The 19,171-nt window shown below is 62.4% G+C and carries 16 protein-coding genes; 9 read left to right on the top strand and 7 right to left on the bottom strand.

The window, feature by feature from the left end; all coding sequences use genetic code 11:
- The first annotated feature begins 13 nt into the window (after positions 1-13).
- The 3 genes from ACYCCG_RS17705 (at position 14) to ACYCCG_RS17715 (ending at position 1,845) form a co-directional block, all read left to right on the top strand.
- Positions 14-751 carry a GntR family transcriptional regulator gene (locus ACYCCG_RS17705; RefSeq protein ID WP_209964553.1) on the top strand — a complete coding sequence of 246 codons (738 nt, stop codon included), beginning with the start codon at positions 14-16 and terminating at the stop codon, positions 749-751.
- A gap of 236 nt (positions 752-987) precedes the next feature.
- Positions 988-1,467 (top strand): redox-sensitive transcriptional activator SoxR, encoded by a 480-nt coding sequence (gene soxR / locus ACYCCG_RS17710; protein WP_252459539.1) that lies wholly within the window; start codon positions 988-990, stop codon positions 1,465-1,467.
- 129 nt (positions 1,468-1,596) lie between these two features.
- The gene (locus ACYCCG_RS17715) at positions 1,597-1,845 is read left to right on the top strand and encodes a CsbD family protein (protein WP_209964548.1); all 249 of its coding nucleotides are present in this window, start codon (positions 1,597-1,599) and stop codon (positions 1,843-1,845) included.
- A gap of 52 nt (positions 1,846-1,897) precedes the next feature.
- Here ACYCCG_RS17715 and ACYCCG_RS17720 read toward each other — a convergent pair whose 3' ends face one another.
- The 4 genes from ACYCCG_RS17720 to ACYCCG_RS17735 form a co-directional block, all read right to left on the bottom strand.
- On the bottom strand, positions 1,898-3,151 hold the full coding sequence (locus ACYCCG_RS17720; RefSeq protein ID WP_209964546.1) for an OprD family porin: 1,254 nt from the start codon (positions 3,149-3,151) through the stop codon (positions 1,898-1,900).
- A 63-nt stretch (positions 3,152-3,214) separates the two neighbouring features.
- Entirely contained in the window at positions 3,215-4,519 is a 1,305-nt protein-coding gene (locus ACYCCG_RS17725; RefSeq protein WP_252459538.1) for a CitMHS family transporter, read from the bottom strand.
- A 113-nt stretch (positions 4,520-4,632) separates the two neighbouring features.
- Positions 4,633-5,940: a dicarboxylate/amino acid:cation symporter gene (locus ACYCCG_RS17730; protein WP_209964541.1), complete on the bottom strand. Its 1,308-nt coding sequence runs from the start codon at positions 5,938-5,940 to the stop codon at positions 4,633-4,635.
- A 73-nt stretch (positions 5,941-6,013) separates the two neighbouring features.
- Positions 6,014-7,093, bottom strand: coding sequence for a 4-oxalomesaconate tautomerase (locus ACYCCG_RS17735; RefSeq protein ID WP_209964539.1), 1,080 nt, complete (start codon positions 7,091-7,093; stop codon positions 6,014-6,016).
- A 146-nt stretch (positions 7,094-7,239) separates the two neighbouring features.
- Here ACYCCG_RS17735 and ACYCCG_RS17740 point away from each other — a divergent pair, with 146 nt between their 5' ends.
- Positions 7,240-8,133 carry a LysR family transcriptional regulator gene (locus ACYCCG_RS17740; protein WP_252459537.1) on the top strand — a complete coding sequence of 298 codons (894 nt, stop codon included), beginning with the start codon at positions 7,240-7,242 and terminating at the stop codon, positions 8,131-8,133.
- A 54-nt stretch (positions 8,134-8,187) separates the two neighbouring features.
- Here ACYCCG_RS17740 and tcuB read toward each other — a convergent pair whose 3' ends face one another.
- The 3 genes from tcuB to ACYCCG_RS17755 all read right to left on the bottom strand — a co-directional run bounded on the left by tcuB (position 8,188) and on the right by ACYCCG_RS17755 (position 11,865).
- Positions 8,188-9,366: a tricarballylate utilization 4Fe-4S protein TcuB gene (tcuB, locus tag ACYCCG_RS17745; protein ID WP_339444104.1), complete on the bottom strand. Its 1,179-nt coding sequence runs from the start codon at positions 9,364-9,366 to the stop codon at positions 8,188-8,190.
- Positions 9,347-10,801, bottom strand: a complete 1,455-nt coding sequence (gene tcuA / locus ACYCCG_RS17750; protein WP_339444103.1) for an FAD-dependent tricarballylate dehydrogenase TcuA — start codon at positions 10,799-10,801, stop codon at positions 9,347-9,349. Before tcuA ends, tcuB begins: the two co-directional genes overlap by 20 nt.
- 143 nt (positions 10,802-10,944) lie before the next feature.
- Complete coding sequence (locus ACYCCG_RS17755) at positions 10,945-11,865, bottom strand: LysR family transcriptional regulator (RefSeq protein WP_028698041.1); 921 nt, start codon at positions 11,863-11,865, stop codon at positions 10,945-10,947.
- A 469-nt stretch (positions 11,866-12,334) separates the two neighbouring features.
- On the opposite strand from ACYCCG_RS17755, the gene mtlD reads away from it, so the two are divergent.
- The 5 genes from mtlD to ACYCCG_RS17780 all read left to right on the top strand — a co-directional run bounded on the left by mtlD (position 12,335) and on the right by ACYCCG_RS17780 (position 19,152).
- The gene (gene mtlD / locus ACYCCG_RS17760) at positions 12,335-14,479 is read left to right on the top strand and encodes a bifunctional mannitol-1-phosphate dehydrogenase/phosphatase (RefSeq protein ID WP_339534349.1); all 2,145 of its coding nucleotides are present in this window, start codon (positions 12,335-12,337) and stop codon (positions 14,477-14,479) included.
- A gap of 317 nt (positions 14,480-14,796) precedes the next feature.
- A complete protein-coding gene (locus ACYCCG_RS17765) occupies positions 14,797-15,579 on the top strand; it encodes an aldolase (protein WP_021784050.1) in 783 nt (260 codons plus the stop codon).
- 44 nt (positions 15,580-15,623) lie between these two features.
- On the top strand, positions 15,624-16,511 hold the full coding sequence (locus tag ACYCCG_RS17770) for a dihydrodipicolinate synthase family protein (protein ID WP_459671334.1): 888 nt from the start codon (positions 15,624-15,626) through the stop codon (positions 16,509-16,511).
- Positions 16,512-16,660: 149 nt separating this feature from the next.
- The gene (locus ACYCCG_RS17775) at positions 16,661-17,875 is read left to right on the top strand and encodes a benzoate/H(+) symporter BenE family transporter (RefSeq protein ID WP_459671336.1); all 1,215 of its coding nucleotides are present in this window, start codon (positions 16,661-16,663) and stop codon (positions 17,873-17,875) included.
- A gap of 59 nt (positions 17,876-17,934) precedes the next feature.
- Positions 17,935-19,152 carry an MFS transporter gene (locus ACYCCG_RS17780; protein ID WP_459671338.1) on the top strand — a complete coding sequence of 406 codons (1,218 nt, stop codon included), beginning with the start codon at positions 17,935-17,937 and terminating at the stop codon, positions 19,150-19,152.
- Positions 19,153-19,171: the final 19 nt, after the last annotated feature.

A 19,171-nucleotide genomic window follows, 5' to 3' on the forward strand; every position in this document is an offset into this window, starting at 1 on the left:
CCCGAGCAAAGGTATGAACCCGACGCGCTACTCCACCGTGGCAAAGGACTTGATGCAAGCCATTGCCAGCGGCCGCTACCCGGTGGGCAGCCTGCTGCCCACCGAGTTCGAGCTGTGCGACCTTTACAATGTGAGCCGGCACACGGTGCGTGCCGCTATCAACCAGCTGCTCACTCAGGGGCTGGTGTCGCGGCGCAAGCGGGTGGGCACCCGCGTGGAGGCCAGCAGCCCGCGCGGGGGCTATTCGCAATCGTTGGCCAGCGTGGCCGACCTGGCGCACCTGGCAGACACCCAGCAGCGGGAAGTCCAGGGCGTGCGCCACTTTGTCGCCGACCTGAGCGAGGCGGCGAGGCTGGGGCTGGTGCCAGGGGAGCATTACTTCTGCGTGTCGAGCCTCCGCGTCGACCGGCAGCACGATGGCGCGCCAATGTGCTGGACTGACGTGTATGCGCCGCGCGATTACACCGCGGTCATCGAGCTCGCACGCGAGCACCCTGACCAACTGATTATCGGGTTGATCGAACAACACTATGGCCGGGCAATCGCAGTGGTCGACCAGCAGGTGCGCGCGGTGTTGCTGACAGCGGAAATAGCCCGGGCGCTGAAGGCCGAGGCGGGCTCGCCAGCGCTGAAGATCATCCGCCATTACCGCGAGGAAAATGGTGATTTGATGGCGGTTTCAGAGACCGTGCACCCGGATGACCGCTTTACCTTGGTCACCCAGATGCGCCGCGACCGCTCCCCTGCCTGATCAGTTTTGAACAAGGCCGTCGCTCCTGGCGCGCCAACTGGCTGATGTCGGCCAGGCTGACGATGGTATCGCCAGCGCCTAGGGACTGTCCCTGATGCGCCCGGCGGTTGCAAGGCGAGACGTGCCCAGGCCAGTAACGTCCGTTTGTTCATGCACTGCTCCGATCACAGGGAAAGCGGTTGCAGGAAAGATCGGGCAGGACTATAAGAGCTCAACTTAACTTTAGGTCAACAGGCATGGCAGCGGACAACACACGGATGCTCACAGTGGGTGAAGTAGCCAAGCGCAGCGGCGTGGCGGTATCTGCGCTGCACTTCTACGAAACCAAGGGACTGATCGCCAGCGTCCGTACGGCAGGCAACCAGCGCCGCTATCCCTCGCTGGTGCTGCGTACCCTGGCGATCATCAAGGTAGCCCAGCGCACGGGAATTCCGCTTGAGGAAATCAAACAGGCCTTCAGCCGTTATGCCCCCAACAGCAAGCTCACGGCAGCACAATGGAGCGAGATGTCCACGGCCTGGCGTGAAGACCTGAATGCCCGCATTCGCACACTGGAGGCATTGCGCGACAGCCTGGACAACTGCATTGGCTGCGGTTGCCTGTCGCTTGAAGACTGCCCGCTGCGCAACCCCGAGGATGTGCTGGCCAAAGAAGGAACCGGGGCGCGGATACTCGAGAAGAAGGCCCGCCAGGCTACAAACTTGCCCAGTACGTAACGATCAAAATGCTCGATAAGCCTGCCTGGTTGTCTTCGATCTTGCTTGCGTTGGAACCATTGCGACGCGCCACCGCCCTAAGCCTGTGTTGTTGACACTCAGTCGCTCACAGGAAGGAACACAAACATCATGAAACGTGAACAGATCGAAGGTGTTGCTGAAAACCTCGCAGGCAAGGCGCAGAGCGCTGTAGGCCGACTGGTCGAAGATCCGGCACTGGAGGCCGAAGGCGATGGGCGTCAGGCCGCAGGTCAGTTGACCAAGTCCTATGGTGACACGCTGGACACGGTGTCTTCATACGTCAAGCAAAAGCCTTTCGCCGCACTGGCCATCACAGCCGCCGTCACACTGTTGGTCTCTCGCCTGCTGCGCCGCTGAGCGGGGTACCGCAAGCAAGGCCTGGGCCGGGTATGTGACCCGGCCCGCGCCATCACCAGATGGCGATATCGTAGGTAAGGTACAGGCGGTTGCTGTCGCGGCCGCGAGCAAAATCCGAACGATAGACATAGTTGCGCAGTTTCACGCCCAGACCTTTCAGTGGCCCGCCCTGCACCACGTAGGCAATCTCGGCGTCACGCTCCCATTCTTTGATGCCCTCGCCACCTGAACGGCCATTGTCACCACTCAGGTAGCGCGTCATGAAGGTCAGCCCCGGCACCCCGGCGGCAGCGAAGTTGTAGGCATAGCTGGCCATCCAGGTTTTCTCTTCCTCCTCGATGAACTTGCCGATGCCGACGTTGCTGAACGAATAAACGGTCGCACCGCTGATATACGGCAAACCGGCATCTCCATCGAGCACCTGATAACCGGCCCCCAAGGTATGGCCGGAATGCGCATACGCCACCTGGCCACTGAACATCTGGTTGTCGATGCCGCCGCCGTAGGCCGCCCCGCTGTCGCGGCTTTTGAAGTAGCGCAGGTCTGTGGTCAGAACCCCGCCGGCCAGCGGCAGGTCATGTACCAGCCCGGCAAAATCCTGGCGATAGAAGTGCTCTAGCTGGCCATGGTAGACACTCAGGCGCAGCTGTTTGCTGACGGCATAGTCGGCACCGGCAAAGCTGAAGTCACCCGACTTGCCGCCCCCATAGCCATCCAGATAAATGCCGGTGCTGTTGGACGAGTCACGCTGCTTGAAACGGTCAAGGTGCCCGGCCGTCAGGGTCAGCCCGTCGATATCCGTGCTGGTCAGCTGAGTGCCCTGATAGGTCTGTGGCAGCACCCGCGCATCGTTGTAGACCAGCACCGGTGTCTTTGGCAGCAAGGTGCCGTGCTTGACCACGGTGCTGCCCAGGCGGGCTTTGGCCGTGACTCCGGCACTGGCGAACTCACCCGCCGCACGGCCATCGTCGTGCACCGGCAACAACCCGGTACCGCTGCGCCCGCGGCCGGAATCAAGGCGTACGCCCAGCAGGCCCAGTGCATCAAGCCCCACACCCAACGTACCTTGGGTGAAACCTGACTGGTAGTCGAGCAGAAAGCCTTGAGCCCATTCCACCCGTTCGCTTTTGGCCGTGGCGGCAGCGCGGGCACTCATACCCTGCTCGTCACGGAAATTCTCGTTGAAATACACGTTGCGCAACTGCAGCTTGAGCTTGCTGTCTTCGATGAAACCGGCGGCACCGGCCACAGGCAGCCAGCCGCACAGCAGGCCACAAGTGGCCCCACGGAAAAGAAATCGGGACATGATGGTTACTCTGTTGTTGTTCTTGGGTGATTCAGAGGGGCGCCGAGCGGCGCCCTGGGTGCTTCAAACCATGAAGGACAAGGCGCCCGTCAGCAGTGCCAGCGCAGTGATCACCAAAGAGGTGAGCACGGCCCATTTCACGGTGGCTTTCTGGAAGTCACCGATATCCCGGTCGACCATGCCCACCAGCAACAAGGTGGAGGCCACCAGAGGGCTCATCAGGTGCACAGGCTGCCCCAGCACCGAGGCGCGGGCAATTTCCACCGGGTCGATACCATAGGCGGCAGCGGCGTTCGCCAGGATCGGCACAACGCCGAAGTAGTAGGCGTCGTTGGACAGCACGAAGGTCAGCGGCATGCTGGTCAGCGCCACCACCAGCGGGAACCAGTGGCTCCAGGCTGCCGGAATCCAGTCCACCAGGGTCTGCGCCAGTGCGTCGACCATCTTGGTGCCCGAGAAAATACCCGCAAAGATGCCTGCGGCGAACACCAGCAGCACCACAGTCATGGCGTTGCCCGAATGGGCGAGAATGCGTTCTTTCTGCACATTCAGCTGCGGGTAGTTGATCATCAGCGCGGCGACGAAACCGATCATGAACAGGATGGCTGCGTGCATCAGGCCCAGCACCAGCGCAGTCATGACGACAATCACCAACACCAGGTTCACATAGGCCAGACGCGGGCGCTTGTGCGGGTTGTCGCCGAGGATTTCCTTGATGTAGCAGTTGCCTCCGCCGGACTCCAGGGCAATATTGCCGATACGCCGACGCTCGGCACGGCCAAGCAGATAAGCGGTAAACACGACCCACGCCGCCCCACCGATGACGGTGGGCAACATCGGAATGAAGTACTCGGTCGCATCCAGACCAAGCGCGGCAATGGCGCGGGTGGCGGGGCCGCCCCACGGGCTCATGCCGCTCATGATGCTCAATGACAGCATCGATACGGTAGCCAGGATCATCGGGTTCATGCCGATGCGCTTGTAAAGCGGCAGCATGGCGGCACAGGTAATCATGTAAGTCGTGGTGCCATCACCGTCCAGCGCAACCAGCAGCGACAGCAGGGCGGTGCCGATAGCGATCTTTATCGGGTCGCCATTCACCCGCTTGAGAATCTTGCGGATCAACGGGTCGAACAGGCCGGCGTCGATCATCAGGCCGAAGAACAGGATGGCGAACAGCAGCAGCGCGGCAGACGGTGCGACCATTTTCAGCCCATCGAGCATCATCTTGCCCAGATCTGGCGCGAAACCGCCAATAAGGGCGAAAACAATCGGCACGATCGTCAGCGCGACGATAGGGGACAGGCGTTTACTCATGATCAGGTAGGTGAAGGTCACCACCATGATCAGGCCCAGAAGTGCGAGCATGGTTTGTTCTCTTGTTTTTATTGTCTATGTGGCCACCTGCAGCGCAGACGGCCCCCTGACCCCACCCGGCAACGCCTGGTGGGGGTCTGTGAAAAGCTTGAGGGTGTCGGGGCTCAGCCGTGACGGCGCGGTTCGGCGACCCAGTCGGCTGTTTCAGCGACGGGGCTGACCACCGGCTCGCCGTTCAGGCGGCTGTGCAGCGTCTGGCGGTTACAGGCGTTTTCCGACAGCGAAACCACCACCGTAGCCACTGCGTTGCTGGCAAGACTCGTCAGCGCACGGGCTTCCGACATGAAGCGGTCGACCCCGATCAACAGGGCCAGGCCGGCCAGGGGAATGTCGTGGATCACGGTGAGGGTCGAGGCCAAGGCCACGAAACCGCTGCCGGTGACACCTGCCGCGCCCTTGGAGGACAGCAACATGATCGCCAGCATGGTGACCACCTGGCCCAGGCTCAGGTCGATGTTGCAGGCCTGTGCGATGAACACGGCTGCCAACGACAGATAGATGGCAGTACCGTCCAGGTTGAACGAGTAGCCAGTGGGCAGCACCAGGCCAACCACGCCTTTTTTGCACCCAAGCTTCTCGAGTTTTTCGAGCATTCGCGGCAGCACCGGCTCGGTTGAAGAAGTCCCCAGCACCACAAGGAACTCTTCGCGGAAATAGCGCAGCAGCTTCCACAGGCTGAAGCCATGGGCACGGCAGATGCCACCGAGCACCACCAGCACGAAGAACGCGCAGGCGATGTACAACGTCCCCACCAGCTTGGCCAGCGCGCCAAGGGACGTAATGCCGTACTGACCCACGGTAAATGCCAGTGCGCCAAAAGCGCCGACCGGGGCAAAGCGCATCAGGTAGCCGAAGATGCGGAACACCATGGTCGAGGCCGACTCCAGCACGTCCAGGACCGGCTTGCCTTTCTCGCCCATCGACGAAAGGGCGAACCCGCTGAGTACGGCGATGAACAGTACAGGCAAGACCTCACCCTTGTTGAAGGCACCTACGAAGGTGTCCGGGATGATGTGCATGAAGAAGTCCACCACGCTCAGCTTGGCGGCCGAGGCGGTGTACTGGCTCAGGCCCGCCGTACTCAGGGTGGCGGGATCGATGTTCATGCCGGCACCTGGCTTGAACAGATAGACCGCCGCCAGTCCGATCACCAGGCTGACCACCGTCAGGCCCAGGAACAGCAGCAGGGTCTTGCTCATCAAGCGCCCCAGGGAACGTTTGTCGGTCATGCCGGCGATGCCGGTGACGATGGTGCAGAACACCACCGGCGCGATCATCATCTTGATCAGTTTGATGAACGCATCACCCAGCGGCTTGAGGGCCACGGCCTGTTGCGCCCAGAAGTGGCCGACCACCACGCCCAGCAGGACGGCGCAGAGAATCTGGAAATACAGCGATTTGGCGAGTCTCATGAGGCATCACCCATTGTTGAAATTGTGCGGATGCGCTTGTTACGAATGTGCAGGTCTGGATCAGCGCCTGGAGCTACCCGGCCAACCTGCGGAATGTAGGGGCGTAGACGAACCCTGAGAAGAGCCGCCGGGCGGTTCGCACCACCGAAGCCTGGATCGTCTGGCCATCGGCACCGCTGCGCGTCAGCGCAACATCGATGCCGCCACTTGGATGCTCCAGGCGGACCTCGGCCAGTTGCTGTGCACCTTCGCCCAACAGGTCGGCAATCACGGTATCAGGGCTGACGCAGGCAGTCGCCAGCCCCACGGCGCCAGTGATCGCCAAGGCACGATGGCAGTTGTGCGGCATGAAATAGCGAACCTGCAGCGTGCCATCATAGCGAGGCTTGGACACCAGCACTGGCTTGGGGATGACCATGCCACTGACATCACCCAGGCCCATGGCCTTTCCGGCCTTCAGCCGCAACGCTTCCAGGCGTTCGAGCAGCGCGCTGTCGGCGTCCAGCTGAGCAGGGGTTTCCGAGCCACTGATCCCCAGTTGGCTAGCCTCTACCACCATCATCGGCATGGCCATGTCGATGCAGGTCACCGGCACGCCATCAATCACGTCCTGGGCCTTGCCCGTGGGGAACAGCTTGCCGGTCTTGCTGCCGACCGCGTCGAGGAAAGTCAGGTGCACCGGGGCGGCGGTGCCCGGTACCCCATCGATCGCCGTGCGGCCTTCGTAGCGCACGATCCCGCCGGGCGTTTCGACCAGCGAATTGACGAAGGTGCCAGTGTTCAGGTTGCGAATGCGCACCAAGGTCTTGCCTTCCTGGCCTTTTACCAACCCCTGTTCGATGGCGAATGGCCCAACAGCACACAGCATGTTGCCGCAGTTGGGGGCGGTATCGACGCGGCGCTGTGCGACCATGACCTGCACGAACAGGTAGTCGACGTCAGCGTCGGCGTGCAGTGACGGGCTGATGATCGCCACCTTGCTGGTCTGCGGGCTGCCGCCACCGATACCGTCGATTTCCAGCTCATGGCCAGAGCCCATGAGGTTGATCAGCAACTCGTCGCGCTCGACCACATTGGCAGGCAGGTCCCAGGCGTGGAAGAACGGCCCTTTGGAGGTACCGCCGCGCATGAGTACGCAAGGAATTCGTTGCATGATTTCGCACTCTTGTTGATCAATGGACATCATTGATGCTGTGGGCAAAAGAGTGACAGGGATGGATAAATCAATCCAATGCAAATATCGTAGCGATTATTGCCTTTCACAAAATAATTCCTCTTTGAACGGGCCAAGGCTTTTATATGGAATATGAGCTGCAAGATATCCGATCTTTCGTGAAAATCGCCGAACTCGGCAGCTTCCACGAAGCTGCCGAAGCACTGCATCTCTCCCAGCCAGCGCTAAGCCGGCGCATTAAGAAGCTGGAGGAAGGCCTAGGTACCTCCTTGCTCGAGCGCACCACCCGTCGCGTCAGCCTGACCAGCGTCGGGCGCGACTTTTTGCCCAAAGCCAGACGGTTACTGGACGACTTCGAAGACTCCATTCTCAGCATCCGCGAACTGGCAGAACGACAAACCGGCCAGGTCACCCTTGCCTGCATCCCCACAGCAGCGTTCTACTTCCTGCCGTCGGTGATCCGCGACTACAACGAGCAGTACCCGAAAATCCGTATTCGCCTGCTCGATCTAAGCGCCAACGACGGGCTTGAAGCGGTGCTGCGGGGTGAAGCTGACTTCGGCATCAACATGATGAGCGGGCAACACCCGGACATCGAGTTCGTCTCGCTGGTGCAGGAACACTTCGTCCTGGCCTGCCGGCGCGACCACAAACTGGCAGGCCGTGACGCCGTCACCTGGACCGAGCTTGCCGATTACCGCCTGATCGGCGTAGGCCGACTGAGCGGTAATCGCATGCTGCTCGACCACGCGTTATCCGGGCTCAACTTGCGCCCCAAGTGGTTTTACGAGGTACAACACCTCTCGACCTCGCTCGGCATGGTGGAGGCCGGGCTGGGGGTATCGGCCATGCCCAGCCTGGCTATGCCCACCGCCGACCATCCAACCCTGGTCAGTGTTCCGTTGATCGAACCCCAGGTCACCCGAACACTCGGTCTGGTTTACCGACGCGGCGCCTCGCTTTCGCCTGCAGCTGAAAAATTCGTGTCGATCCTGCTGGAGAAATGGCCCAATCGTTGACTGGGCGTGCCCGTCAGACCGCCGACATCCACCCTGTGCTGCTGCGACCATCAATCAGTCGCTGCCCAGGCCGAGTGTGTCGGGGCGGCGCTTTTCAAGCGCGAACTTGAGCAGCGCCGCGCTGCGGAACAGGCCGTGGGCGAACTTGCCGTAAGGCAACGTGATGAACAGCGCCATGACCGTGCCCAGGTGAACGGCCAACAGCACCGCCATGGCCCCGGTATCCCTCAGGCCCAACAGGGCGAGCCCGGTGAGGCTGATCAACAGCAGGAGCAGGATGAAGGCCCTGTCCATTGGCCGCTGCCTGGGGTCACCCTGTTCCGGCGCTCGGCGCAGGTTCAGCACAAGCAGCCCGGCGGGGCCAATGACCAGGCCGATCCCCCCGACCGTACCCAGCAGCACAGGCAGGCTCAGCACGGGGTAAGGCGCTTGAAGGTCGAGTACGTAGTGATATGCCGTGGCGACCAAGGTAGCCGCGAAGCACAGCAAGAATCCGTAGAAGGTCAAGTGGTGGAAACGGCGCCGCCACAGGGTGTAGCGATCATCCTCGTTGTTACAGCCCTGGCCATGCCCTCCGTCGAGGTACTTCAAGGTCAGCACAGCTGTTGAAGCTTCAAGGATTGCCCCGTCAACAGGCGGAGCCTGAGGCTCGGCCGGCGAAATGCTGCGCCAGAACCGCCTTATCGCCACCGCCAGCGCGACACCGCTCAGGCAAAAGACACTGCCGAACAACAGCGCCAGCATGTTGTGCGGAAAAACCGCATAGAAGTCGCCGCCCAGACGACCAGGCAACAGGGTTCCGTTGACCTGCAAGGCCAGTAGCAAGAACAGCGACAAGGCAATCGCCAGCGCAGTGACCACATAGGTGCCATTGTGCCGGTAAAGACGGCCGAACGCGGCCGGCCAGGCATAGTCAGCGTACGTCTGGCCACGGACCTTGGCCATGGCCTGAGGCACGTTGACAGCAAACTCATGAGGCGCGGCGTACTGGCAGGCATGCAAGCAGGCGCCGCAGTTATGGCACAGGTTGGCCAGGTAATGGATATCCGCCTTGGCAAATGTCAGCCTTCGGGTCATGGCCGGAAACACGGCGCAGAAGCCTTCGCAGTAGCGACAGGCATTGCAGATGCGCATCTGCCGGTCGACTTCCGTTTCATCCATGTTCAATACCGGAATCAGTTCGGCCCGGCCCGCCGGGTCATACGTGTGGGGTTCAGGCAATTGCGCGGTCATGACAGGCCTCGTTTGGGGATGAAATACGTGCAGCAGCAGCCGCGGAATGGGTGCCGGCGATACGGCCGAAGGCGGTGCCTATGGACATGCCGACGCCAGCGGTGTAGCCCTTGCCCAGCACGTTGCCCGCCATCATTTCGCCCGCAACGAACAGGTTCGGGCTGCGCCGGCCAGCGAAATGAACGGCAGCGGTCTCATCCGTGCTTAGCCCCAGGTAGGTGAAAGTCACCCCTGGACGCAACGGATATCCATAGAATGGTGGCGTATCGATCGGTCGTGCCCAGTGGCTCTTGACCGGTGTCACGCCTTGCGTGTGGCAGTTGTCCAGGCGGGTATGATCGAAGCTGCCCGCCTGACACGCCCGGTTGTAGGCGTGAACCGTGTCAAGGAAGGTCGCTACCGGAAGGCCCAGAAGCTGCGCCAGTTCTTCCAGGGTATTGGCCGTGATACCCCCGAAAACCGGCGGCATGAACCGCCCCAACGCTTTCTGGTCGATGATGGAGAACCCCACCTGCCCCGGCTGATGGGCTACCAACCTGCCCCAGATCGCATAGCGCTTGGGCCAGAAGTCCTCCCCTTCATCATAGAAGCGCAAGCCTTCACGGTTGACCACCACACCCAGCGAAACGCAATCGATACGCGTGCAGATACCGCCGTCGTACAAGGGCGCGCGGGCGTCTATGGCTACCATGTGCGCCTGGGTCGGGTCACCGATAGTATCGGCCCCCAGATCGATCATCCGTCGCAGCAGTACACCATCGTTGAAGCGGGTGCCACGGACCAGAAAATTGTCCGCTGGCCACTCACCGCGTTCGTTCTGCCCCCACGCCTCGCGCAACCAGCTTCTGTTCGACTCGAAGCCTCCAGCCGCCAGCACACAGGCTCGCGCCTGGATGCGTTCGGCCGGCAAGCGGCGCCCTGCGACATCACGAGCCGGTACATGGGCCGCAACGAAACGGTCGCCGTCCAGCTCGATATCGCACACTGGCGTGTCATAGCGAACCTCAACACCCAACCGCTCGGCACTACGGAAATAGGCATTGACCAGTGCCTTGCCACCGCCCATGAAAAAGGCGTTGGTGCGCGCCGTGTGCAACGCGCCAGAGAGCGACGGCTGAAAATGCACGCCATGGTGCCGCATCCAGTCCCGGCAATTGGCAGAAGCCCTGATCACCAGCCGTGCCAGTTTCTCGTCGGTTTGCCCGCCCGTGACCTTGAGCAGGTCTTGCCAGAACTCCTCTTCCGGGTACGCGTCAACCAGTACATCCTGCGGCGCATCGTGCATGCATCGCAGGTTGCGGGTGTGTTGAGAGTTGCCACCACGCCATTCACGTGGCGCAGCCTCCAGCAGCAGCACACTGGCCCCCGCCTCGCGGGCCATCAGCGCCGAGCAAAGGGCAGCATTCCCGCCGCCAATGACAAGCACATCGATCATTTTGCCTCCAGGTCTCGAGGAGCCAGAACGTTCGGGGTGCTCCTCGCGGACCACGGACTCTAGTGAGACCTGGCGGGTGACGAAACGCGATTACCGAAGGTAGGTGTTCAGTTTTTCTAAAGGCTGATGGTGCCCAGGCGGCCTCAGAGCAGGCGCGCCCCGGGCCATTGACCGCAGGCAACCCGCTCGCGCGCGACCTCATGCAACACGACCCGGGTCGCAAGCGCAGCAGGCGAAAGCTCATCCTCACTCAGGCTCACCACCAGATTGCGGCGCTGCGCCTGGGCATCGTCGATGGCGAATACGCGCATGCCTGCTTGCGTTGCCCGGGCTACTGCCGCACCGGGCTGCAGGGTGGCGGCGTGGCCCGCCGCTACGCAATCCAAGAGCAATGACAGGCCATCGACCTCCATGACGATGTTGGCTTCCAGCCCCGCCCTGGCCAGGATTGCCTGTAACGTGGCGCGCAAGCCATGCTGACTGCTCGGCATCACCAGCGGCAACGTCGCGATCTGCTGCAACGTCAGCGATTCGCCCCAGCCACTTTGCACCAATGCCAGCGGAACCAGCGCGAACAGCCGTTCCTGCAACAGCGGACGCACATCCAGGCGCGCCCCCGCGTCCGGCTGGAACAACACAGCCAGGTCCAGGTGCCGGGCGTTAAGCTGGCTGACCAGATAGCCCGACAGCATTTCCACCAGGTGCAAGTGGATGTCCGGATAGCGCTGGCGCATGCGGTCGATAAGGGCAAGGCCCAGGACCGATGCCGTAGTCGGGGCAAGGCCGACACTTACATACCCGCTCATGCGTCCACTCTGCGCGGCAAGCATGGCGTGTTCGGCCTGACGCAGCGCCAGCCGGGCATGGTACTCGAAGGCCAGACCTGCCGCTGTCGGGACGACGCCGGTACTCGAGCGCGTCAACAGCCGGGTGCTGAGCTCGTTTTCCAGCTTCGACAGTTGCTGGCTCAGGGCGGAGGCGCCCACGCCAAGCTCGAGCGCGGCCCTGCCAAGGCTGCCGTGCTCCAACACACTTAAAAAGTAGCGAAACTGGCGTAACTCCACATTGACCTCTCGATGCCCCTGCCTTGCCCGCATTGTACGCAGGAACGGCGAGGTCATGGGGGAGCCTTGCTGACAGCTCGAGTCATTACTCGGCTCGGTAACGACAGCCTTGTCCTTGCATCGGGTTGCGCAGACGTGCAAGGCTAAAAAGGGATCACCCATGACGAAAAGGAAGCAAAGCACCTCATGCTTGGAATCACACGTATCCATCGCTATTTGCGCCCACTGCCTGCGAAACCGACCGCAGCCAGTGGGCGTGAACTCAAGGCCAAACGCGCCACCCGCCTCGCCTCGAAGGTTGCCAACCTTCTCTGCACCCCCCGCTCCGCCCCGCCTTACCTCTGTGTCACCCCTGAGCGTCCCGCTGTCGAACGTGTGCCCCCGACCTGACTGCCTCCTCTGCAGCTCACACACCGTACTCGCCTGTTGCAGGCGGAGTGCCTGACGCAACGACAAGGGGCAACAGCCAATGCTTTTCTTTCACGGTAAACACATTTTCAGCGCCATCTTCGATATGGATGGCACCCTCTTCGACACCGAGCGCCTGCGCTTCAAGACACTCAAGCAAGCGTCTCTGGAAATCTTCGGCAAAGCGCTGAGCGAGCACACCCTGATTGGCTCGCTGGGCCTGAGCGCAAAGAAGGCCGAGGCCCTTGCCAAGGCGCATAACGGCGAAGACTTCCCGTACGCCGAAATCCGCCAACGCGCCGATCAACTTGAACTGGAGTACGTGCGCAATCACGGCGTACCGATCAAGGCCGGCCTGCTGGAGGTGCTGGAGCGCCTGCGCAAGTCGGGCCTGACCATGGCGGTGGCCACCTCCAGCCGCCGTGCCATTGCCGAGGAGTACCTGATCAACGCCAACGTGCTGAAGTACTTCGACATCACCGTTTGTGGCGATGAAGTCAGCCAAGGCAAACCCCACCCCGAGATTTTCCTGAAAGCCGCCCGCGCGCTCAATTGCGAGCCAGGCCAGTGCTTCATGGTCGAGGACTCGGAAAACGGCATGCTGTCGGCGATGCGTGCTGAAGGGCAGGCGATCCTGATCGAGGACATCAAGCCGCCTGCGCCGGAAATCAAGGCGGGCGCGCTAAAAGCCTACCGCAGCATGCATGAATTTCTCGCCGACCTGAGCGAGTGCGTACCCGACCTGGGCATGCCTGCATTGAGCGAGCCGTTTCCGGCCTCGATGAACCAGTTCAGCGTGGGCATTCATGGTTTCGGCGCCATCGGCGGCGGTTACCTGACACAGGTATTTTCCCATTGGGACGGCTACACCCGACCGCGTGAAATCATTGCCGCAACCCGCTCGCGCATGCTGCGCGAAAGCGTCAGCGCCTTCGGCCGCTACAGCGTGCGCTACGGTGCCACGTCGTTCGACCAGACCATCGACAACGTGCGCATGATCGACATGGACGATGACGACGCCGTCATCGGCATGTACACCACTGCCGAAATCATTGGCCTGAGCCTGCCCGAGCAGGCCATCAGAAGCCAGGCCAGGGTGATCGCCCAAGGCCTGCTGCAACGCTTCGAGCGCCGAGGCCGCGAGCTGACCCTGTTGATCGTGCTGAACAAGGTTGGCGGTGCGGCGTTCGTGCGGCGTCATGTGCAAGCCGAGTTGGCATTACTGTGCCCGCCTGCGATCAGCGAGCAGGTTTTGCAGAAGACCCATTTCGCCGAAACGGTGGTCAGCCGTATCGTGTCCAAACTGGGCAACGACGCGCTGGTAAGGCAACTGCGCATCAAGTCGCAGATGTTCCAGAACAGCCTGGAAGACGAGCCTGCAAGCACCCGCAAGCCCTCGGCGCCGCTACCAGAGTACGAACGGCTGATCGGCCACTTCAGGCCCTTTGCACAGCCCAGCAGCGCCATGAGCCAGCTGCATCTGGTGCTGTTCAACAGCGAAGCCGACATGCCGCTTTACGCCGAGCGCGGCAGCGATCTGCTCGAACGCCTGCGCCAGGTGAAGACAGTCCCAGACATTGCCCAGATCCAGATCATCAAGAACCGCCTGTGGAACGGCCCGCACGCCATCGTGGCCTGGTACGCCAGCCTGCTGGGCCATGCCTGGGTCGGCCAGGGCATGGGCGATACGCGAGTGAGTGAACTGGCCGAGCGCCTGATTCGCCAGGAGGTCGCGCCCGCACTGGTGGCCGAATACCCACAGATGGCCGAGGTGGTCAGCCGCTTTGCCGAGGCATTCCTCGAACGCTGCAAAACCTCGTTCAAAGACCCGTGCGCCCGGGTAGGCCGCGACCCCTTGCGCAAGCTGCAACGCAACGAACGCATCCTCAGCAGCATCGACCTTGCCCGCAAGCACGGTATTGCAACCCCGGCCCTGGCGTTTGGCGCAGCCCTGGCCATTCACCATGCCCTGCGATGCGAAGACGACAAGGATCAGGAAGCTCAGGCGATCAGGCAGGTTTATCTAGACCACGATGCCAGTGTCGAGGCCGTGCTTACCCATGACGGCAACTGCAATGGTAAAGGCTTTCCAGGGTTGCACCCGATACGTGACGCACAACTGATCACTGCAATTTCAGATGCCTTCCGGCAGTACCCGCGAAGAGATCCGGCAACCAATCTGGACGGCCTTTGTATAGGCGCATGAGCCATCGATGGAGCAGAACGGCCTTGCGCAAAACCCGCACGCCTGCCTAAACCCCTTCAGGAGCGGCTTTAGCAGCGAACACCGGCGTAGCCGGTGCCATCCACCGAGTTGGATGCTTCGCGGCTAAAGCCGCTTCCACTTGTTCAACGCTGCCCCCTGCACACGAGAGATGAATACCCGGCGAGCGAGATGCTGCAAAGGCGTCGCGCTTTTGTGTCACGCCACGCTTGAACATGACACAAAGTGTCATTATGATCGCCAAGTGTCCTGACGACATCCCGATGTCACTTCATCTTTTCCTCAAGCAGGTACCGCCCATGACGACCACCATGCACACCCCCAAGGACCAGCTTGTCAAACTCGCCCAGCAACAGATGCTGACGGCGCTGGCCGACAACACCTACACCGCGCGACAAAAGCTCGCCCTCACCTGCCGTATCCTGTTCGACGGCGGCCACGACTCAGGCCTGGCCGGGCAGATCACTGCCCGCGCGCAGGAACCTGGCACCTACTACACCCAACAACTGGGGCTTGGCTTCGACGAAATCGCCGCCTCCAACCTGCTGGTGGTGGACGAAGACCTGACGGTGCTGCAAGGCCGTGGCATGGCCAACCCGGCCAACCGCTTCCACAGCTGGCTGTACCGCGCCCGCCCCGACGTCAACTGCATCATCCACACCCACCCGCTGCACAGCGCCGCCTTGTCGATGCTGGAAGTTCCGCTGGCCATCTCGCACATGGACCTGTGCCCACTGTTCGACGACTGTGCATTCCTCAAGGAATGGCCCGGTGTGCCGGTGGGCAACGAAGAAGGCGAAATCATCGCGAAGGCGATTGGCGACAAGCGCGCAATCCTGCTTTCCCATCATGGCCTGCTGATCGCTGGCCGTTCGATCGAGGAAGCCTGCGTGCTCGCCCTGCTGTTCGAGCGCGCAGCAAAGATGCAACTGCTGGCCATGGGCGCCGGTGACATCCGCCCCATCCCCGAAGCCTTGGGCAAAGAAGCCCACGACTGGATTTCCACCCCCAAACGTCACGGCGCCGCCTTCAGCTACTACGCGCGCCGTGCCTTGCGTGCCCATGGCGACTGCCTGGGCTGATCGAAGCTGTACTCTTTCCTCAACAACGGCAAAGGTGCCTGGTCATGTCTACATCTGTAATTCGCGGCGTTATCGGCTACACCATCACCCCCTTCACGGCAGACGGCACACTCGACCTGGATGCCCTGGGCACGTCCATCGATAGCCTGATCGCAGACGGCGTGCACGCCATCGCGCCATTGGGCAGCACCGGCGAAGGGGCTTATCTGTCCGATAGCGAATGGGAAACCGTGGTGCGCTTCAGCCAGGCACGCATTGCCGGGCGCGTACCCAGCGTGGTCAGCGTCTCCGACCTGACCACCGCCCGCACCGTGCAGCGTGCCCGCCTGGCACAGGCCTGCGGCGCTACGGCGGTGATGGTGCTACCCATCTCTTACTGGAAACTCACCGAAGCCGAAGTGGTCGCCCACTACAAGGCGGTCGGCGCCGCCATCGACATTCCGATCATGCTCTACAACAACCCGGGCACCAGCGGCACCGACCTGTCGGTCGAGCTGATCCTGCGTATCCTCGGCGAGGTGCCCAATGTGACCATGGTCAAGGAAAGCACCGGTGACATCCAGCGCATGCACCGCCTGTTCAAGGCTACGGATGGGCAGGTGGCGTTCTACAACGGTTGCAACCCGCTGACCCTGGAAGCCTTGGTGGCCGGTGCCACGGGCTGGTGTACCGCCGCGCCCAACCTGATCCCGGCACTCAACCTGGCGCTGTGGGACGCCGTACAACAAGGCGATCTGGCCGAAGCCCGTGCGTTGTTCTACCGCCAGTACGAGCTGCTGGAGTACATCACCCGCCGTGGCCTGCCGACCACCATCAAGGCCGGCCTGAAAATGCTCGGCCAGGATGTCGGCGCCCCACGCCTGCCCCTGCAGCCGCTGGATGCGCAAGGCAGCAACCACCTGAAAAACCTGCTGGTGACGCTGACCAACTGATGCACAAACCTGCCCGGCAGCCTGTCGCTGTCGGGCAGCCTTTTTCTTCAGGAACAGCCTTGGGCTGCGAAAGGGCCAATGACGCTGCAGTCGGTTTACCCCTTCGCCGCACAAAACTGCTCCTCATCTGACCATTACCAGAGGCAACCATGGACGCGCCTGCTCAAAGCTCTGCAACCCCGCTCAGGCTGACAGACATCCTTCACCCGGTGATTGCCGGACTCGTTTCGGTGATCGTCAACTACGGCGGCACGTTCATCCTGGTGTTCCAGGCGGCCAAAGTGGCCGGGCTGAGCCCGGAGCTGACGTCATCGTGGGTCTGGGCGGTGTCGATCGGCGTCGGCCTCAGCGGCCTGGCACTGTCCTGGTACACCCGCGAGCCGGTCATCACAGCCTGGTCCACGCCAGCCGCCGCGTTCCTGGTCACCGCGCTTGCCAGCGTGCCCTACAGCGAGGCCATAGGTGCCTACCTGCTGTCGGCCGCCGGCTTCGTGGTGCTGGGGCTTAGCGGGTGCTTCGAGCGCCTGGTGCGCGTCGTGCCCGGCGGCATTGCCGCCGGCCTGCTGGCCGGCATCCTGCTGCAGTTCGGCATCGGTGCCTTTGCCAGCCTGTCGGTCGACCCCGTCCTCGCCGGGCTGCTGATTGCAGCCTATGTGGCCTTCAAACGCTTCACCGCCCGTTACGCCGTGGTCGCCATACTGCTGCTGGGCCTGGGCTACCTGTTGCTGCAGGGGCAAGTGGGCCTGACGACGTTGCGGCTGGAATTCGCCTCACCGGTTTTCACTGCGCCCACCTTCTCCCTCAACGCGGCCCTCAGCGTGGCCCTACCCTTGTTCCTGATCACCCTCACCGGCCAGTACATGCCCGGCATGCTGGTGCTGCGCAACGATGGTTTCAAGACCAGCGCCAACCCGATTGTCGCCGTCACCGGCATCGGCTCGTTGCTGATGGCGCCCTTCGGTTCACACGCGTTCAACATCGCCGCCATCACCGCGGCCATCTGCACCGGCAAGGAAGCCCATGAAGACCCGGACAAGCGCTGGGTAGCGGGCATCGCTGCCGGTGTCTGCTACATCCTCGTCGGGGTGTTCGGGGTCACGCTGGCGAGTGTCTTCATGGCCCTGCCGGGCACCTTTATCACCACCCTGGCGGGCCTTGCCCTGCTGGGCACCATCGGCGCCAGCCTGGCCAGCGCCATGGCCGATGCCCGTTCACGCGAGTCAGCACTGATCACCTTCCTGGCGGCGGCGGCCAACATCAGCCTGTTCGGCATTGGCGGGGCTTTCTGGGGCCTGGTCATTGGTCTGCTGGCCCATGTTGTACTGAACGGTCGCCTGCCCGGTTTGAGGGGCACCTCCCGCTAAGCGAGCTCTCCACCACTTTGTAGTGCGCCAATGGCGCATACCGCTCAACAGGTATCGACATGCCCCACCCTGGCCCCAAACTGCTGACCCAAATTGCTGCCGTGCATTTCGTCAGCCATGTGCACATCATGCTGATCCCGGCGCTACTGCCGGTGCTGCCCGGCCTGCTGGGCGTGGGCTTCGTAGAGCTCGGCGCAGCCCTGGCAGTGTTCAACATCGTCTCCGCGCTGGTGCAGGCCCCGCTGGGTTACGCCGTCGACCACTACGGTGCACGTAAAATGCTCAAGGCCGGGCTGCTGTTGGGCAGCCTCAGCTTTGTGCTGCTGGCGGCCAGCCCCGGTTACGCGGTATTGCTGGTGGCGATGGCCATGGCTGGCCTGGCCAATGGTGTGTATCACCCGGCCGACTATGCGCTGCTGGCCAACGGCATCGAGCCAGCACGCCTGGGGCGGTCGTTCTCTATTCATACCTTTGCCGGTTTCCTCGGTTCGGCCGTTACCCCAGCCGTATTTCTCGGCATCGCCGCAGCGTTGGGCACGCGGGCAGCCCTGGCGGCGGGCGCAGTATTCGGGGTAGCCGCGCTGCTGCTGATATCGATACCAGGCAGTGGCGTTTACCGGGTCGCCAGGCCTGCCAACCAACAAGGCGCAGGCCCGGCCGCAGCTACAGGCCGCGTACGCTTGTTCACCCCCATGATCGGCGTGCTGACGGTGCTGTTCATCCTGCTCAACCTGAGCACCAGTGCCATCGAGAAGTTCTCCGTAGCGGCCCTGGTCCAGGGCCAAGGCCTGACACTGGCCTGGGCCAACGCCGCGCTCACCGCTTTCCTGCTGAGCAGCGCAGCCGGCGTGCTATGCGGGGGCGCTTTGGCCGACCGTACCCGGCGCCACGGCCTGGTGGCGGCACTGGCCTTCGCGCTGGCGGCTGCGCTGACTGCACTGGTGGCGCTGGGGCTGCTGCAGGGCTGGGCATTGGTGGCCGTACTGGGTGCCATCGGCTTGCTCACCGGGGTCATCGCCCCATCACGGGACATGCTGGTCAAGGCGGCGGCGCCACCCGGGGCCGAGGGCAAAACCTTCGGCCTGGTGTCGACCGGGTTCAACGTCGGCGGTGCCATCGGGCCGGTGGCGTTCGGCTGGATGCTCGATCAGCGCCTGCCCAACGGGATTTTCGTCGCATCGGTGGTGTTCATGCTGCTGACGGTGCTGCTGACCCTGGCACAGGAGATGTATTCAGCCAGAAGGCGCGCGACTGAACAGCTGGCGCGCGCCCTGTAGGCCCGGTGCAGCATTGCCA

Source organism: Pseudomonas sp. VEM90 (assembly GCF_054611535.1).

Excerpts from the sequence above, each read along its gene's own strand:
- ACYCCG_RS17730 (WP_209964541.1), bottom strand. The coding sequence starts at position 5,940 with ATGAGACTCGCCAAATCGCTGTATTTCCAGATTCTCTGCGCCGTCCTG.
- tcuB (WP_339444104.1), bottom strand. The coding sequence starts at position 9,366 with ATGACCGCGCAATTGCCTGAACCCCACACGTATGACCCGGCGGGCCGG.
- mtlD (WP_339534349.1), top strand. The coding sequence starts at position 12,335 with ATGCTTTTCTTTCACGGTAAACACATTTTCAGCGCCATCTTCGATATG.
- ACYCCG_RS17705 (WP_209964553.1), top strand. The coding sequence starts at position 14 with ATGAACCCGACGCGCTACTCCACCGTGGCAAAGGACTTGATGCAAGCC.
- soxR (WP_252459539.1), top strand. The coding sequence starts at position 988 with ATGGCAGCGGACAACACACGGATGCTCACAGTGGGTGAAGTAGCCAAG.
- ACYCCG_RS17740 (WP_252459537.1), top strand. The coding sequence starts at position 7,240 with ATGGAATATGAGCTGCAAGATATCCGATCTTTCGTGAAAATCGCCGAA.
- ACYCCG_RS17765 (WP_021784050.1), top strand. The coding sequence starts at position 14,797 with ATGACGACCACCATGCACACCCCCAAGGACCAGCTTGTCAAACTCGCC.
- ACYCCG_RS17770 (WP_459671334.1), top strand. The coding sequence starts at position 15,624 with ATGTCTACATCTGTAATTCGCGGCGTTATCGGCTACACCATCACCCCC.
- ACYCCG_RS17715 (WP_209964548.1), top strand. The coding sequence starts at position 1,597 with ATGAAACGTGAACAGATCGAAGGTGTTGCTGAAAACCTCGCAGGCAAG.
- tcuA (WP_339444103.1), bottom strand. The coding sequence starts at position 10,801 with ATGATCGATGTGCTTGTCATTGGCGGCGGGAATGCTGCCCTTTGCTCG.
- ACYCCG_RS17725 (WP_252459538.1), bottom strand. The coding sequence starts at position 4,519 with ATGCTCGCACTTCTGGGCCTGATCATGGTGGTGACCTTCACCTACCTG.
- ACYCCG_RS17735 (WP_209964539.1), bottom strand. The coding sequence starts at position 7,093 with ATGCAACGAATTCCTTGCGTACTCATGCGCGGCGGTACCTCCAAAGGG.
- ACYCCG_RS17720 (WP_209964546.1), bottom strand. The coding sequence starts at position 3,151 with ATGTCCCGATTTCTTTTCCGTGGGGCCACTTGTGGCCTGCTGTGCGGC.
- ACYCCG_RS17780 (WP_459671338.1), top strand. The coding sequence starts at position 17,935 with ATGCCCCACCCTGGCCCCAAACTGCTGACCCAAATTGCTGCCGTGCAT.
- ACYCCG_RS17775 (WP_459671336.1), top strand. The coding sequence starts at position 16,661 with ATGGACGCGCCTGCTCAAAGCTCTGCAACCCCGCTCAGGCTGACAGAC.